Source organism: Winogradskyella psychrotolerans (assembly GCF_018860545.1).
Classification (GTDB): domain Bacteria; phylum Bacteroidota; class Bacteroidia; order Flavobacteriales; family Flavobacteriaceae; genus Winogradskyella; species Winogradskyella psychrotolerans_A.
The window spans coordinates 196460-213012 of the sequence record NZ_JAHKPN010000011.1 but is presented as its reverse complement, the minus strand read 5'-3'; the positions used below and the strand labels follow the sequence as shown (position 1 = coordinate 213012).

Sequence of the window (16553 nt, the reverse complement as noted above, 5' to 3'; positions counted from 1 at the left end):
TTAAGTTATTAATATGTAGTCTTGATTATTGCTCAAGCATACTTTTACTTTTCTTTTCTAAAACACTAGTCTTGTTAGAATCTACAACCAATCCTTTTATTTTTAACGCTACTGTTGGAGTTTCTGCATTAGAAAAAACAGTGATTGTTTTTCTAATTGGGTTAACTCTCTTAGTGTCGTATTTTACTTCTATTTTACCTGTTTCACCTGGCATAATTGGGCCTTCGGGTTTTTTAGGTACTGTACAACCGCACGTTGATTTTACATTAGAAATCACCAATGGCGCATCTCCTGTATTGGTAAATTCAAAAACTCTAACTCCATCAGCACCTTTTTCAATGGTACCGTAATCTATCACATCGGTCTTAAATTCAATTTTTGCTACTTTTTCTTGAGCAAATGAACCAAGACTCATTAATCCTACAAATAATACTGTTATTAAATTTTTCATCATTTTGATTTTGATTAGTCAAACTTAGTTACTTTTTCATTCCTAACAAAATTTATTAGACGTAATACACTCCATTTAACAGAAATTTTGGCTATTAAACCCATATTGTTACGTTAATAATTTTTCAAAAAAGGAATTATAAGTACTTTTGACAGTTCTATTACAAAAACAATACCAAAACATGGAAATTCCATCTAAATATAATGCGTCTTCAGTAGAAAACAAGTGGTACGACTACTGGATGGAGCACAAATACTTTCATTCTAAACCAGACGAAAGAGAACCTTATACCATCGTAATTCCTCCACCAAACGTGACAGGAATATTGCATATGGGACATATGTTGAACAATACGATTCAAGATGTATTAATTCGTCGTGCACGTTTATTAGGCAAAAATGCATGTTGGGTTCCTGGAACTGATCATGCTTCAATTGCTACAGAAGCTAAAGTTGTAGCTAAACTTAAGGAACAAGGCATTGATAAAAATGATTTATCACGTGAAGAATTCCTTGAGCACGCTTGGGAATGGACAGAAGAATACGGTGGAGTCATTTTAGAACAACTCAAAAAGTTAGGGTGTTCTTGTGATTGGGACCGTACAAAATTCACAATGGATGACGATATGTCTGAAGCTGTAATTAAAGTGTTTGTAGATTTATACAACAAAGGTCTTATTTATAGAGGTTACCGAATGGTAAACTGGGATCCGGAAGCAAAAACAACGTTGTCTGATGAGGAAGTTATTCATGTTGAAAAACAAGGCTTGCTTTATTATTTAGAATATAAGGTTGAAGGTAGTGATGAAAAATTAACCATTGCTACTACAAGACCCGAAACCATTTTTGGAGATACGGCGATCTGTATTAATCCAAATGATGAACGTTTTACACATTTAAAAGGGAAGAAAGCGATTGTGCCTATTTGCGGACGCGTCATTCCAATTATCGAAGACGACTATGTTGATGTTGAGTTCGGTACAGGTTGCTTAAAAGTAACACCTGCTCACGATGAAAACGATAAAGTTTTAGGTGACAGACATAATTTAGAAGTGGTTGATATTTTTAATGCTGATGCGAGTTTAAATAGCTTCGGAATGCATTATGAAGGTCAAGATCGTTTTGTGGTTAGAAAAGCCATTACTACAGAATTAGAAGAGGCTGGTATTTTAGTGAAGACTGAAAATCATATTAATAAAGTAGGGACTTCAGAACGTACCAAAGCGGTCATCGAACCAAGATTAAGTGACCAATGGTTTTTAAAGATGGAAGATTTAGCACAACCTGCTATTGATGCGGTTTTAAAAACTGGTGATGTAAAATTATTTCCAAAGAAGTTTGAAAACACCTATCGCCATTGGATGGAGAACATTCGCGATTGGAATATCTCACGTCAATTACTTTGGGGACAACAAATTCCTGCGTATTTCTATGGAGATGGAAAAGAAGATTTTGTAGTTGCTGAAAGTACAGAGGAGGCATTAAAATTAGCAAAAGAGAAAACGGGTAAGGAAGAGCTAACCACTAATGACTTAACTCAAGACACGGATGCTTTAGATACTTGGTTTTCATCTTGGCTGTGGCCAATTAGCGTATTTGACGGTATTCGGAATCCTGAAAATGAAGAAATAAAATATTATTATCCAACCAACGATTTAGTAACTGGACCAGATATTTTATTTTTTTGGGTAGCGCGTATGATTATTGCGGGTTACAAGTATAAAGATGAAAAGCCTTTTGAAAATGTATACCTAACAGGATTAGTTAGAGATAAGCAACGACGAAAGATGTCTAAGTCTTTAGGTAATTCACCAGATGCCTTAAAACTTATTGAAGAATATACTGCGGATGGAGTTAGAGTAGGTTTACTGCTAAGTTCAGCTGCAGGAAATGATTTAATGTTTGATGAAGCCTTATGTCAGCAAGGAAAAGGTTTTGGAAATAAAATATGGAATGCCTTTCAATTAACTAATCTATGGGATGTTGCAGATATTCCACAACCAAACTCTAGTAAAATTGCTTTAGAATGGTATGAGGCTAAGTTTCAGTCTGTACTAGTAGAAATCGAAGACCATTTTAGTAAATACAGATTAAGTGATGCTTTAATGGCAATTTATAAGTTGATTTATGATGATTTTTGTGGTTGGATGTTAGAGATGGTAAAACCAGCTTATCAGCAACCCATTGATAAAACGACTTATGAAAAAGTGATGTCAATTTTTGAAGATAATTTAAAAATAGTACACCCCTTTATGCCATTTTTAACTGAGGATATATGGCAATATATTAAGGAGCGTTCTCCGGAAGAAGCCTTAATCGTTGCTAAGTGGCCAGAATCAAAATCAATTAATCATACTTTGATTTCTGAGTTTGAATTTGCATCTGAAGTAATTTCAGGATTAAGAAATATAAGAAAGCAAAAGAATATTGCCTTTAAAGATGCGATAAGTTTTTCTGTCGTAAATAACGAAAATGTAAATCCTACGTTTGATGAGGTGATTTCTAAACTTGGAAACCTTGAAAGCTTTGACTATGTAACAGAAGCTGTTGAAGGGGCGTTGACATACAGAGTAAAATCGAATGAATACTTTATTCCTATGGAAGGTAGTATAGATATTGAGGCTGAAATTAAAAAGTTAACGGATGAGTTAAATTATACCGAAGGCTTTTTAAAATCCGTTCAGAAGAAACTATCTAATGAACGCTTTGTTGCAGGAGCACCTGAGCAAGTTGTAGCTTCGGAGAAGAAGAAGGAAGCTGATGCTTTGGCAAAGATTGAAACTATAAACGCTAGTTTGGCTAGTTTGAAATAGATATGTTAAACCTGCAAGGTTTTTAAAACCTTGTAGGTTTTTGTTTTTAAGATTATTAAAAAAAAGACTACTGTAAAAAGTGGTCTTTTTTATTTACCACTCATTAATCTTATTGCTATCCAACTTCACGAAAATAAATAACAAAATAGTAAAACCCCATAGTCCAGAGCCACCATAACTAAAAAAGGGTAGAGGAATACCAACTGTTGGAATTAAGCCCATTACCATACCAATATTTATGGTAAAATGAATAAATAGAATAGAGGCTACACTATAACCATAGACCCGACTGAATTGCGATTTTTGCCCTTCAGCCAAGTACAAAACTCTAACAATAAGCAATACAAATAATAAGACGACGGCACTTGTGCCTAAAAATCCCCATTCTTCTCCTACGGTGCTAAAAATATAATCGGTATGCTGTTCTGGAACAAATTTCCCTGTGGTTCTTGTGCCTTGCATAAACCCTTTTCCAGAAACACCACCAGAACTTATGGCTTGCTCTGATTGAATAAGGTTGTAAGCTTCCGCTTTCTTCATACGTTCTAGTTTGGCTGGATCTTTTTCTAATCGCAACCACAAGCTGATTCTATTTTGCTGATGTGCTTTTAAGCCGTGTTCATAAAATAGTTTGACACCATAAGAGAAAGCAACAGAAACTAAAAGTACTATCAAGTATTGTAAAAGAGAACCTCTCTTTTTCTTTCTGATAAAATAGACTACGGTAAGGATTGTAGTCACCACAATTGCTGTAATAATAACACCAAATTTAAGTCCTAAAACGGCGAGGATGATTAAAGATAGAGCGATTACTAAGTATATTTGTTGTAAGCCTTCACGATAAAAAACAAAGAAAAAAGCTAAATAAACAATGGTACTTCCGGCATCATTTTGAAGTAAAATAAGTAAGGCAGGAACGAAAATAATAGCAGCAACTCTTAACTGATCTTTTATGGTAGTCATATTTGTTTGAAGGTCGCTAATATACTTAGCAACGGCCAATGCAGTAGCGAATTTAGCAAATTCACTAGGTTGAATAGTCATACTACCAACACCGTACCACGAACGTGCACCATTAACATCCTTTCCAAAGATAAATAAGCCTATCAATGCCAGCATAGCAACCAAATAAATAATACTCGCAAACTGTTCGTAGAACTTGGCTTCAAATGATAGTATTATTATGATGAGAAAAAAGGTTAGTCCTATAAATATAAGGTGCTTGCCGTAAAGTTGATCTGTGTCAAAATAACTGGTTATTTCACCAACATGCGAAGCTGACATGATATTCAAATACCCAAAAGCAAGTAATAATAAAAATAGAATGATAGTAATCCAATCAAACTTAAAATGTCTTTGGTTTTCTCTTAACATGCTTTAAGACTTTGGTATTTTAGCTCTAAGTTTCAATAGATTTTGGTATTCTTCTTCGCTAACGGGATCGAGTGTAGATTGTCTATTAATACCAAAAGGTTCGCCTGAATACGGTTTTTCATATTCATGTTCAAGAGAATATTTCAAAACAAAATTTTCCATATCTTTTCGGGTTGTTTCTCCTTTTAGATATTGTTCAATCATTAAACTTGCTATTCTACCTGCAAATCGACTTCCGAAATATCCATTTTCAACAAAAACTGCCATAGCTATTTTAGGATTGTCTTTTGGTGCAAAAGCCACAAAAATTGAATGATCGGTGAGTTGTGTCTTAACACTGTCAATAATGGTGAAATTTTCTGCAGTCCCTGTTTTTCCGCAGATATCTATTCCCGGAACTCTTAACATGGAAGCAGTGCCTTCGTTATAAACGTCAAACATACCTTGTACAACAGGTTCAAAATGACGTTTGTCTATAGTGGTATATTTCGGCGTAGTATATTTTTCAGGAATCGTATCGCCTTCGATATTTTTTACAATATGCGGAGTGTAATAATAGCCACGATTACCAATAGCTGCAGCCATATTCGCAAGTTGAATTGGTGTTGCGAGTACTTCTCCCTGACCAATGGAATTAGAAATAGTGTAGGTTGTTCCCCATCTGTTTTTACCATAGCCTCTATCGTAAGTTTGTGCACTTGGAATTTTACCTGGTTGTCCAACAGATAAATCGTTGTTTAAATAATCACCCAATCCGAAACTTTTAATATGATTGCTCCATACATCCATACCTTCTGCAGGAGTATCATATTTATCGATTACTCTTCTATAAACATTTGCAAAATAGGCATTACAAGATTGTGCAACACCAGCATTGAGGTTTACGGGACTTCTATGTGCGTGGCAAGCCATTTTACGATTGCCATATCTGTAACCCATTGCGCAACTAAAACGCTCTTCTGGAGTTACAACTCCCTCTTGTAAAGCGACAAGCGCATTGAGTGTTTTAAAAGGAGAACCCGGTGGGTACATAGCTTGCAATCCTCTGTCAAAAAGAGGTTTAGCGATGCTATCTCTATATAATTGAGAGAAGTTTTTAGAACGATCTCTCCCTACAAGTAGGTTAGGATTATAAGAAGGAGCAGAAATCATTGCTAATATTTCACCCGTGCCTGGTTCTATTGCAATAATTCCTCCGCGTTTATGCTGCATTAATAATTCTCCATAGGCCTGAAGATTAGAATCTATAGTTATCGTTATATCTTTTCCTGGCTGTGGTAAGGTGTCTAAAACTCCACCTTTAAAAGGGCCAATATTTTTATTGAACCGATCTTTTTGAATGAATTTTATACCTTTTACACCTCTAAGAATGTTTTCGTAAGTTTTTTCAATTCCTTGATTACCTATAAGGTCACCAAGTTTATAATAAGGATGCTTGGAAATTATGGACCGATTAACTTCGCTAATATCTCCTAAAACATTGGCTCCAATAGTTGTTTGATACGATCTAAGCGATCGTTTTTGAATATAAAAGCCTTCATATTTTCTCATTTTTTCTTGAAGTACTGCATAATCTTTTTTCGAAAGTTGAGGCACAAATGGTGAAGGTAATCTTGGAGAATAATGGGTTGCTCTTTCTAGCTTTTTATCGTAATCTTCTCTTGTGATTTTTAAGAGACTACAGAATTCTTCAATCTCTAGCGAATCTAATGGTGTAACCTCTCTCGGAATAACCATAACATCGTAAGAGGGTTGGTTGGCAACTAATAATTTTCCGTTTCGGTCATATACATAGCCACGCTTAGGGTAATTGTACTCTTTTCGTATAGCGTTGTCTTCAAAAATATTATAGACCGTATTGTCATAAACTTGAAGATAAAATAAACGCGCAATAAAAACGAGACCAACAAGTATCACGGTTGTTAAAAGTAGTAGTTTTCTCATTTTCGGTTTCGGCTAAAAAGAATTATAATCAATACACTAAGTAGTGTTGTGAAGATACTAGAAAATAACGTCTTTTTTAATACTAAAAGTATGTTGGAAATGTTAAAAATTTCTAATGAGAACAGTATAAAATGATGAATTACGGTCCCTAAAGAAATATAAGCGATTAAACTGCCAATATCAGTAGTGCTAAACTTTATACTTTGATGTTCGTATAACATACCGAATGAGCTTTTTAGCAATACAGGTCTAGCGTAAGCCAAGCTAACGGCTGCGGCAGCGTGCACTCCACCAGAATCTGAGAACATATCTACTAGCATACCTAATAGGAAGCTGATGAGTAACAATACTAATCGCTCTTCGCGAATAGGAAATAAGAAAATAAAAATGATATAGATATAAGGATTGATATAACCTAAAAAATCAATATGATTACATATTACCACTTGTAGTAGTAATAGTAAAATAAACCGAACGCTATTTATACCTGCTACACTATTCATTATTTCTTTGTTCTAAGAGACTAATTTCAGTGCGATCTAAATTTTCTATGATATAAACAGTTCCTACATTGGTCATATCATTAAACAATTTTACTTGAATGGTATATGTATCTCCACTTATATCACTTTCAAAACTAATAATGGTGCCAATACCAATTCCTTTTGGGAAAATTGATGATTCACCACCTGTTTCAATGGTATCTCCAACTTTTACTGGTGCAAATTGCGATACATCATCTAATTGAACAAACGCAGGGGATTTGCCATCCCATGTAAGAGACCCAATATGATTTGTGGACTTAATTTTAGCATTAATTTTACTTTTTACATTCAAGATAGATAATGCGGTAGCATATTTATTAGAAGTATTGTCGATTATACCAATGATTCCATTTGAGGTAATAACTCCAAAATCTCGTTTTATACTATCGTTTTTACCTTTGTTTAAAGTCAAATAATTATTAGTTGAAGAATAACTGTTTTTATAAACATCTGCAACAGTTACTCTATAGCTTTCTTGTGAAAATGTACTATCTATATATGACGAATCTGCTGTAGCGTGACTATTAAGTAATTGCTCTCTTAAACGTTGGTTTTCTTGAGAGAGAATATTGTTTTTAGTCTTTAAATCAAAATATTGGTCTACAGAATTCATAGTACCATAAACACCTCCAGTTAGAAAATTGGCTGAATTTATGAATTTACTCCTGTGATAAGAATGCGATTGAATTGTTAAAGCTAAGGCAATACTAAAAAGCAATAAAAACAACAGAAATGTTTTGTTTCGTATAACAAAATTTAAAATTTGTTGCATTATTTATGGCTTATTTAATCAATACGCTTTTGTATTTAGGTAAGTTTTTAAGTACAATACCTGTTCCTCTTACTACAGCTCTTAATGGATCTTCCGCAATATATACTGGTAAATCAGTTTTTTGAGATAATCTTTTATCAAGACCTCTTAACATTGAACCTCCACCGGCTAAATAGATTCCGGTATTATATATATCTGCAGCTAATTCTGGCGGAGTTTGAGATAACGTTTCCATTACAGAATCTTCAATACGTAAAATAGATTTATCTAAAGCTTTTGCAATTTCACGGAATGAAATCTGAACTTGTTTTGGTTTTCCGGTTAACAAATCACGACCTTGAACACTCATGTCTTCTGGAGGTAATTCTAAGTCTTCAGTAGCTGCACCAATTTGAATTTTTATTTTTTCAGCCGTTCGATCTCCAACATATAAGTTATGCTGCGTTCTCATGTAATAGATAATGTCGTTAGTAAATACATCACCAGCAACTTTTACCGATTTATCACAAACAATACCTCCAAGTGCAATGACAGCAATTTCAGTGGTACCTCCTCCAATATCAACAATCATATTACCTTTGGGCTGCATAATATCTACACCAATACCAATTGCTGCGGCCATTGGTTCATGTATTAAATACACCTCTTTACCATTAACACGCTCACAAGATTCTTTTACCGCTCGCATTTCTACTTCGGTAATTCCAGAAGGAATACAAACAACCATTCGTAATGCTGGATTGAAAAACTTCTTTTTCAATGCAGGAATGTTTTTAATAAACATACTAATCATCTGCTCGGAAGCATCAAAATCTGCAATTACACCATCTTTTAATGGGCGAATCGTTTTAATGTTTTCGTGTGTTTTTCCTTGCATCATGTTGGCTTCTTTACCAACGGCTATGATTTTTCCGCTTATGCGGTCTCTTGCTACTATCGATGGATTGTCAACAACAACTTTGTCGTTATGTATTATCAGTGTATTTGCGGTTCCTAAATCTATGGCTATTTCTTCCGTTAAGAAATCAAAAAATCCCATGTGCTATTCTTAATTATTGGGTTGTTCGTGTCTTATTTTTAAGACTATCTGTAAAAGTAGTAAAATATACGTTATTAATATGTTTAAAGATGTTTATTGCTAAACTTTTTTTCTTTTTTCTTTGGCTTCGCGATTAAAATAAAGTAGATAAGAACTTTGGTAAAAAAAAAGAACCCAAAATAAAGATGATTAGCATCCGTATTTTGGGTTTAGAAATTTAATTTTTAATGTTTAAAATGACGCGTACCTGTCATTACCATAGCTATATTATTTTCATTGCAATAATCAATACTGAGTTGATCTTTTATAGAGCCTCCTGGTTGAATTACAGCTGTAATTCCAGCATTATCAGCAATTTCTACGCAATCTGGAAACGGAAAAAAGGCATCACTAGCCATAACCGAACCTTTTAAATCGAAATTAAATGATTGGGCTTTGTGAATGGCTTGATTTAAGGCATCAACACGACTTGTTTGTCCGGTACCACTGGCACACAATTGTTTGCCCTTAACAAGTACTATGGTATTAGATTTTGTGTGTTTGCAAATTTTTGAAGCAAATATTAAATCGTCTAGCTCTTCAGTTGTCGCTGTTTTAGTTGTTACAGGTTTTAAACCTTCAAGTGTATCTGTAATGTTATTTCTGTCTTGAACTAACACACCATTCAAACAACTTCTAACGTTGGTTTGCGGCATTTCAATATCTTTTAAAATTAAAAGAATTCTGTTTTTCTTTCCTTTTAAGATTTCTAAAGCTTCAGGTGAAAAAGAAGGTGCAATCACCACTTCACAAAATAATTTGTGAATTTCCTCCGCAGTAGCGACATCAATTTCAGAATTACTAATTAGAACTCCACCGAAAGCAGAAACCGGGTCTCCGGCTAAGGCGTCTACATATGCTTGATGTAATGTGTCGCGTTGTGCTAATCCACAAGCATTGTTATGTTTTAAAACGGCAAAGGTTGGTGCATCGTTTTTAAATTCTAACATTAAGTTAACGGCAGCATCAACATCTAAAAGGTTATTATAGCTTAATTCTTTACCGTGTAGTTTTGTAAAAATTTCATCAAAATCACCGAAGAAAAATCCTTTTTGATGTGGGTTTTCCCCATATCTTAAAATTTTACCGTTATTTTCCGAAATTTTTAGAGATGGTATCTCTTGATTTTTGTTGAAGTAATTAAAAATAGCAGAATCATAATGTGATGATACATTAAATGCTTTTGCAGCAAATTGTTTTCTATCCTCCTCAGAGGTCTTTCCGTTTTTAGTTTCTAATAAGTCTAAAAATTCAGCATAATCATCAACTGAAGACACGCAAGTGACATCTGCATAGTTTTTGGCCGCAGCTCTAATTAAAGAAATGCCTCCGATATCAATTTTTTCAATAATATCTTGGTTACTTGCACCTGAAGCCACAGTTTTTTCGAAAGGATATAAATCGACAATGACAACATCAATTTGTGGAATTTCAAATTCTTTTAATTCAGCAACATCACCTTCGTGGTTCTGACGATTTAAAATGCCACCAAAAACTTTAGGGTGTAAGGTCTTTACACGTCCGCCAAGAATTGATGGGTAAGAGGTTACATCTTCTACAGGTACCACGTCGATACCCAAATCTTTAATAAATTTTTCTGTACCTCCTGTGGAATAAATCGTAACGTTGAGGTCGTTTAGTTTTTTTACAATTGGTGCTAATCCATCCTTACTAAATACCGAAATTAGTGCCGATGAAATGGTTTTGTTGCTCATAATGTTGTGTTGTGTTTTAGATGGTGCAAAAATACGCATATTCAAAAAGAAAATCTTGATGGAAAAACTGGTTTCTTTAAGTTTTTTGTAACAATATATTGTTGAAAACGTCATATCTTTAAAATGTTATAAAACAATCCATGCATGCTGGTCTATTTACGTTTACTTAAAGAGAGTTTTTCATTTGCTGTAAATGCGCTTCGGACTAACAAACTCAGGACATTCTTGTCGCTTTTAGGTGTAACAGTTGGGATATTTTCAATCATCGCAGTGCTAGCAGCAGTCGATTCGCTAGACAGAACTATTCAAGGGCAATTAAGTTCTTTAGATAGTAATACCATGTATATCTCAAGTATGCCATTTGGGCCAACAGATGTGCCTCGTTGGCAGAGAGAAACATTTGATGAGGTCTCCTTTAATGAATTTAAAAGTATTCAGGCTTCGGCAAAAGACGCTGAACATGTAGCGTTACAGTTATTTGTTAAGCGCGAAAATATAAGATACGAATCAGAATTAGTCAGTAGTGTAAATACGGTTGTTGTGTCTCATGATTTTATTGATATACAAGTTATGCAATTTGAAAAAGGCCGTTTTTATAACGAATCTGAATCTAATTCTGGTCGACCTGTTATAGTCATTGGTTCAGAAATAGCAAAATCCCTATTTGGTGAATTAGAACCTATTGGTAAAAAAGTACGATTATACGGTCAGAAGTTTACGGTTATAGGAGTGGTTAAAAAAGAAGGTTCAGGCTTGTTTGGAGATAGTAATGATATTTCAATATTTATTCCAGCTAATTATGTGAGAAACCGGTACGGTGATAATAATCCATATATTAAATATGTTGTTATAGTGAAACCAAAACCAGACGCAGATATAGAAGGTTTGGAGGCTGAGATTACTCAGATAATCCGTAATAAAAGAGGATTGAAACCAGATGAAATAAATACATTTTTCATTCGGGTAATGTCTGGGCTACAAGATTTGGTTGATGCAATTATTGGAACCTTAAATGTCATTGGGTGGGTTATCAGTGGGTTTTCGCTTTTAGTTGGTGGTTTTGGAATTGCCAATATTATGTTTGTAAGCGTTAAAGAACGAACGAATCTTATTGGAATTCAGAAATCACTTGGCGCTAAAAATAAATTTATTTTATTTCAATTTTTGTTTGAAGCCGTAATTCTCGCTGTTGTGGGAGGTTTAGTTGGTCTATTTTTAGTGTGGATAGGAACTTTAATAGGGAGTAGCTTTACTGAAGATTTTGAGTTTGTGCTATCAATTCAAAATATGCTTCTTGGCTTTTTTATATCTTCAATCATAGGCTTAATTTCAGGACTGATTCCTGCATTATCAGCGTCACGATTAGATCCTGTGGAAGCGATTAGGACTGGAATGTAAAATCTCTGCCCAAAAATCAGGACTCAATTTCAAATTAAAAAAAATCTCAAGTCTCAATGAAAAGTTACAATTTAAAACAAATTGACTTTTTGTCTACTAAGTAAATAGTTATACAAATAATTCCGATCGACCTTTTTTTAGAAATTAGGTTTAAATTTTTGAAATTTAAGAAAGAATTGATGCCACCTCTTTACAAACAAACTCTAAAAATCGTTCGTCTTCTTCAGTAAAAGGATCTGGAGTATTAGAATCAATATCTATTTGACCTATGTTTTCATTGTTTAAAAAGATAGGAATCACAATTTCTGCCTTAACTGTAATACTACATGCAATATAATTATCTTGAGCAGCCACATCCGCAACTACAAAATTCTGGTTGCTTATAGCCACTTGGCCACAAATACCTTTTCCAAATGGAATTATAGTGTGATCGGTTGGCTCGCCAATATAAGGCCCTAATTTTAATTCGTCTTTATCTCCGTTTTTAAAGTAAAAACCAACCCAATTATAATAACTTATATTTGCTTCGAGAGTTTCGCAAATCTTTAATAAGCGATCGTCAACACTAAGGTTGTCTTGTGTAACAATAGATTTTATTTCAGGTTTTAAGTCGTGTAAATTCATAGATGTAAAAAACTTTTTGCAAAAGTATCTAAAATACACTGTTTTAAAATGCGGATTTTATAAATTTAACATCAAACTAACATTAAGGATTTTTGAAGACGCTTTTAGTAAAATATAAATCTGTTATTCGTTTTATAGTCACTTTTTTGGCTGTATATGGTATTTTAACTATTGGTTATAATCTCTATTTAAATGTATCTGATGGTTCTAAGTTTTATCCGGATTATTTAACCAATTTAGTCTCCATACAAACAGAGGCTATAATAAATGGTTTGGGGTATGATGCGAGCATTGCTCCGCATCCTAATGAACCTTCGATGAAGATTATTATCAACGGAAAGTATGTAGCACGGGTTATTGAGGGGTGTAATGCTGCAAGTGTAATTATATTGTTTTTATCATTTTTAGTCGCATTTGCAGGCAAGTTTAAAACCACATTATTATATGGTTTAGCTGGTAGTATTATTATTTATGCGTTCAATTTAATTCGGATTGTGATTTTAGCAGTGGGACTTTATCATTACCCATGGAGACGGGAAATTTTGCATACCGTAATTTTTCCTATGTTAATTTATGGTACTGTTTTTCTGCTTTGGATGGTTTGGGTCAATCGATTTTCTAAAAATTTAAAGTCGAATGAATAAAGTAATCACATACATATTAGTTGCACTTTTAATTGTGCTTTTAGTTCTCATTAGAGCGTATGAAAATGTGCTGTTTTACGATCCGTATCTAACATTTTTTGAAAATGACTACTTATACTTGGATAGTCCAAGACGTGAAATTGCTAAGCTTGTTTTGTTTACGACCATACGATTTGTTTTAAATACAGCTATATCTTTAGGTATTTTATATCTCATTTTTAAGGATAAGAGTATAATCAAGTTTTCTGTATTAGTTTTTTCAGTGGCTTATGTTTTATTGCTAATTCCTTTTCTATATTTCGTTATAAATCCTAAGCAAGAAGATTACTATTTGTTTTTCAATATTAGGAGGTTTTTAATTCAGCCTATTGGCTTAATTCTTCTTTTGCCAGCCTTCTATTATTATAAGCTGAATCGTTAATAGTTTAATAATTCTATGTTCTCAATTCAATAATTTTGTAGCTTTGCATCGTGAAATTTTCATACACACATAAAGTTTTTTCTGTTACCTTATCATTCTTGATATTGTTTTCTACACTATCATTAACGATAGAGAAGCACTTTTGTGGAGATACTTTAATTGATGTTGCTATTTTTACTGAAACTGAAAAGTGCTCAGATGATCTTGCCCAAGTTGAGGAAGCAAGTATCAGAAAAATGAGCTGTTGTAAAGATGAGATTGATGTTATTGAAGGTTTGTCTGAAACGACTCTCAATTCATTTGAAGATTTAGATGTTATTCACCAACACGTATTAATAGCGTATAGTTATTCATATATCAATCTATTTGAAGGTCTGCCAAACTTGGTTATTCCTCATAAAGATTACGTACCTCCTGCAGTAGTAAAGGACATCCATCTTCTGGATGAAGTTTACCTTATTTGATTCAGTTATAGCCCTTAGAGTAAAAAGGATGCACATTTTTATGTGCAGTTAGTTATATCTGAAAATCAAATAAATGAAAAAATATTTAGTTATAAATTTTATGTTCTTGTCGTTGATATTATCTGCACAAGATCAATTAAAAGGCGTTGTTTTGGAAACAAGCAGCGGAAAAGAAATGCCGTTATTTGGCGCAAATGTCTATTGGTTAGGTTCATCTGTAGGAGCAATTACTGCAGATGATGGAACGTTTACACTGCCGTATAAGTTCTCGTATAACGCATTAGTAATAAGTTATGTAGGTTTTAAAACCGATACAATTAGAGTAAACGAAAACAAATATATTAAACATGTGCTCCAAGCTAGTGATGAGTTAGATGCTGTAGAAATTACTTCTCGTAAACAGGCCACACGAAAATCGTATTTGCAAGCTTCAAATACATTTACCGTGACTAGCGATGAACTTCTAAAAGCAGCCTGTTGTAATTTAGCTGAGAGCTTTGAAACCAATCCATCCATAGATGTCAATTTTGCGGATGCCGTCTCTGGAACACGACAAATTAAAATGTTGGGTTTAACGACCCCTTATATTTTAATTGCGACGGAGAATATTCCTGCTATTCGTGGAGCATCTCAAGCCTTTGGTCTTAGTTTTATTCCAGGTACATGGGTAGAAAGTATTCAAATTACAAAAGGAACAGGTAGTGTGGTTAATGGTTTTGAAAGTATTGCGGGACAAATCAATACAGAATTGGTAAAGCCTACAACTGATGATAAATTGTTTGTGAATCTTTATGGAGCTTCAAGTGAACGTTTAGAATTGAATACGCATTTTAATACCAAAGTTTCTGATAAGTGGAGTACAGGTTTATACTTGCATGGTAATTCACATCAAGAAAAACATGATGTTAACGATGATGGTTTTTTGGATATGCCGTTGTACCAACAAATTAATGTGATGAACCGTTGGCAATACACCAATCCAGAAAAAGGAGTTGTAAGTTTTATTAATTTACGATACTTAAATGATGAAAAACAAGCAGGTCAAGTCGATTTTGATCCTGATACAGATAAAGGTACTACAAGTTTTTGGGGCAGTGAGATGAATACAGAACGGTTTGAAGTCACCACTAAACTAGGGTATGTGAACCCAGAGATTCCATATCAAAGTTTGGGCTTTCAAACAGCTTTTAGTCATCATGAACAAGATTCTTATTTTGGGTTAAATGTGTATGATATTCAGCACAATAGTTTTTATTCCAATTTGGTTTATAATACCATAATTTCAGATTCTCGTCATAAGGTAAAAACAGGGTTAAGCTTTACTTACGATCATTACGATGAATTAGTTAATACAGATACGTACGAGCGCACAGAAAACGCGGTTGGGGGCTTTTTTGAATACGCTTATGATAACTTAGATAAGTTAACGATGACGGCAGGTGTGCGTGTAGATCAGCATAATAAATTGGGCTTTTTTGTGACACCTCGTTTTCATTTGCGTTATACACCGTGGGAAAAATCAGCATTAAGATTTTCAGTTGGAAGGGGAAAGCGTAGTGCTAATATTTTCGCGGAAAATCAGAATATGTTTGCGAGTTCTAGACAGATAAATATTGCCAATTCTGGTGGTGAAATCTATGGGTTAGATCCAGAAATTGCATGGAATTACGGAGTTAGTTATTTGCAAGGGTTTAATCTGTTTGATAGAAAAGCGGATGTAACGTTTGACTTTTATAGAACGGACTTTCAAAATCAAGTGGTGGTCGATTGGGAGAATCCTTATGAAGTTAATTTTTATAATTTGGAAGGAGATAGCTATGCTAATAGTTTTCAGTTTGAATTTAATTATAACGCTTTTGAGCATTTTGATTTACGAATGGCTTATAAGTATTACGATATTCAAACCGATTATAAAGACTCAGGTAAATTAGAAAAACCATTAGTACCTAAGCATCGTTTATTTGCAAATGCGTCTTATGAAACTGAAGTTAAAAATAATAGCCAGTGGAAATTTGATGCAACTTACAATTGGTTGAGTGCGCAACGCTTTCCAAGTACGGATTTAAGTGCTGTAGCATATCAATTGCCAGATGAAACTCCAACCGTAGCAACGTTAAACCTGCAAGTCACTAAGGTGTTTTCTCCAAAATTTGAAGTATATTTAGGAGGAGAAAATGTGACTAATGTGCGTCAAGATAATCCTGTTTTAAGTGCAGACAATCCATTTGGTTCAAATTTTGATAGTAATTTTGTATATGGTCCAATTTATGGTAGTATGTATTACGGAGGTTTACGATTTAGAATGAAGTAA

At 33.8% G+C, this 16553-nt stretch carries 14 protein-coding genes; 6 read left to right on the top strand and 8 right to left on the bottom strand.

The window, feature by feature from the left end; genetic code table 11:
• Positions 1-25: 25 nt before the first annotated feature.
• Positions 26-451 carry a DUF1573 domain-containing protein gene (locus tag KO515_RS04395; protein ID WP_215935547.1) on the bottom strand — a complete coding sequence of 142 codons (426 nt, stop codon included), beginning with the start codon at positions 449-451 and terminating at the stop codon, positions 26-28.
• A gap of 181 nt (positions 452-632) precedes the next feature.
• Between KO515_RS04395 and KO515_RS04390 the strand changes: the two genes are divergently transcribed.
• Positions 633-3263, top strand: a complete 2631-nt coding sequence (locus KO515_RS04390) for a valine--tRNA ligase (RefSeq protein ID WP_215935166.1) — start codon at positions 633-635, stop codon at positions 3261-3263.
• 93 nt (positions 3264-3356) lie between these two features.
• Here the strand turns inward: KO515_RS04390 and rodA are convergent, their stop codons facing one another.
• The 6 genes from rodA to purH form a co-directional block, all read right to left on the bottom strand.
• On the bottom strand, positions 3357-4637 hold the full coding sequence (gene rodA / locus KO515_RS04385; protein WP_215935165.1) for a rod shape-determining protein RodA: 1281 nt from the start codon (positions 4635-4637) through the stop codon (positions 3357-3359).
• A 3-nt stretch (positions 4638-4640) separates the two neighbouring features.
• Positions 4641-6581, bottom strand: coding sequence for a penicillin-binding protein 2 (gene mrdA, locus KO515_RS04380; RefSeq protein ID WP_215935164.1), 1941 nt, complete (start codon positions 6579-6581; stop codon positions 4641-4643).
• Complete coding sequence (gene mreD / locus KO515_RS04375; protein WP_215935163.1) at positions 6578-7084, bottom strand: rod shape-determining protein MreD; 507 nt, start codon at positions 7082-7084, stop codon at positions 6578-6580. Before mreD ends, mrdA begins: the two co-directional genes overlap by 4 nt.
• Complete coding sequence (gene mreC, locus KO515_RS04370) at positions 7077-7898, bottom strand: rod shape-determining protein MreC (RefSeq protein WP_215935162.1); 822 nt, start codon at positions 7896-7898, stop codon at positions 7077-7079. Before mreC ends, mreD begins: the two co-directional genes overlap by 8 nt.
• 10 nt (positions 7899-7908) lie before the next feature.
• On the bottom strand, positions 7909-8937 hold the full coding sequence (locus KO515_RS04365; protein ID WP_092444594.1) for a rod shape-determining protein: 1029 nt from the start codon (positions 8935-8937) through the stop codon (positions 7909-7911).
• A 224-nt stretch (positions 8938-9161) separates the two neighbouring features.
• Positions 9162-10691: a bifunctional phosphoribosylaminoimidazolecarboxamide formyltransferase/IMP cyclohydrolase gene (gene purH / locus KO515_RS04360; protein ID WP_215935161.1), complete on the bottom strand. Its 1530-nt coding sequence runs from the start codon at positions 10689-10691 to the stop codon at positions 9162-9164.
• Between the two features lie 144 nt (positions 10692-10835).
• Here purH and KO515_RS04355 point away from each other — a divergent pair, with 144 nt between their 5' ends.
• Positions 10836-12089, top strand: coding sequence for an ABC transporter permease (locus tag KO515_RS04355; protein WP_215935160.1), 1254 nt, complete (start codon positions 10836-10838; stop codon positions 12087-12089).
• Between the two features lie 165 nt (positions 12090-12254).
• Here the strand turns inward: KO515_RS04355 and KO515_RS04350 are convergent, their stop codons facing one another.
• Positions 12255-12713 carry a GAF domain-containing protein gene (locus tag KO515_RS04350; RefSeq protein ID WP_215935159.1) on the bottom strand — a complete coding sequence of 153 codons (459 nt, stop codon included), beginning with the start codon at positions 12711-12713 and terminating at the stop codon, positions 12255-12257.
• A gap of 92 nt (positions 12714-12805) precedes the next feature.
• On the opposite strand from KO515_RS04350, the gene xrtF reads away from it, so the two are divergent.
• The 4 genes from xrtF to KO515_RS04330 all read left to right on the top strand — a co-directional run bounded on the left by xrtF (position 12806) and on the right by KO515_RS04330 (position 16553).
• Positions 12806-13357 carry an exosortase family protein XrtF gene (gene xrtF, locus KO515_RS04345; protein WP_215935158.1) on the top strand — a complete coding sequence of 184 codons (552 nt, stop codon included), beginning with the start codon at positions 12806-12808 and terminating at the stop codon, positions 13355-13357.
• Positions 13350-13778: an exosortase F system-associated membrane protein gene (locus KO515_RS04340; RefSeq protein WP_215935157.1), complete on the top strand. Its 429-nt coding sequence runs from the start codon at positions 13350-13352 to the stop codon at positions 13776-13778. The genes xrtF and KO515_RS04340 overlap by 8 nt, the downstream gene beginning before the upstream one ends.
• A gap of 50 nt (positions 13779-13828) precedes the next feature.
• Positions 13829-14242, top strand: a complete 414-nt coding sequence (locus KO515_RS04335) for an HYC_CC_PP family protein (protein ID WP_215935156.1) — start codon at positions 13829-13831, stop codon at positions 14240-14242.
• A gap of 73 nt (positions 14243-14315) precedes the next feature.
• Positions 14316-16553: a TonB-dependent receptor gene (locus tag KO515_RS04330; RefSeq protein WP_215935155.1), complete on the top strand. Its 2238-nt coding sequence runs from the start codon at positions 14316-14318 to the stop codon at positions 16551-16553.

What these genes read in the sequence shown, in the direction of transcription:
- KO515_RS04395 (WP_215935547.1), bottom strand. Translation starts at nt 451, where the DNA reads ATGAAAAATTTAATAACAGTATTATTTGTAGGATTAATGAGTCTTGGT.
- KO515_RS04390 (WP_215935166.1), top strand. Translation starts at nt 633, where the DNA reads ATGGAAATTCCATCTAAATATAATGCGTCTTCAGTAGAAAACAAGTGG.
- rodA (WP_215935165.1), bottom strand. Translation starts at nt 4,637, where the DNA reads ATGTTAAGAGAAAACCAAAGACATTTTAAGTTTGATTGGATTACTATC.
- mrdA (WP_215935164.1), bottom strand. Translation starts at nt 6,581, where the DNA reads ATGAGAAAACTACTACTTTTAACAACCGTGATACTTGTTGGTCTCGTT.
- mreD (WP_215935163.1), bottom strand. Translation starts at nt 7,084, where the DNA reads ATGAATAGTGTAGCAGGTATAAATAGCGTTCGGTTTATTTTACTATTA.
- mreC (WP_215935162.1), bottom strand. Translation starts at nt 7,898, where the DNA reads ATGCAACAAATTTTAAATTTTGTTATACGAAACAAAACATTTCTGTTG.
- KO515_RS04365 (WP_092444594.1), bottom strand. Translation starts at nt 8,937, where the DNA reads ATGGGATTTTTTGATTTCTTAACGGAAGAAATAGCCATAGATTTAGGA.
- purH (WP_215935161.1), bottom strand. Translation starts at nt 10,691, where the DNA reads ATGAGCAACAAAACCATTTCATCGGCACTAATTTCGGTATTTAGTAAG.
- KO515_RS04355 (WP_215935160.1), top strand. Translation starts at nt 10,836, where the DNA reads ATGCTGGTCTATTTACGTTTACTTAAAGAGAGTTTTTCATTTGCTGTA.
- KO515_RS04350 (WP_215935159.1), bottom strand. Translation starts at nt 12,713, where the DNA reads ATGAATTTACACGACTTAAAACCTGAAATAAAATCTATTGTTACACAA.
- KO515_RS04340 (WP_215935157.1), top strand. Translation starts at nt 13,350, where the DNA reads ATGAATAAAGTAATCACATACATATTAGTTGCACTTTTAATTGTGCTT.
- KO515_RS04330 (WP_215935155.1), top strand. Translation starts at nt 14,316, where the DNA reads ATGAAAAAATATTTAGTTATAAATTTTATGTTCTTGTCGTTGATATTA.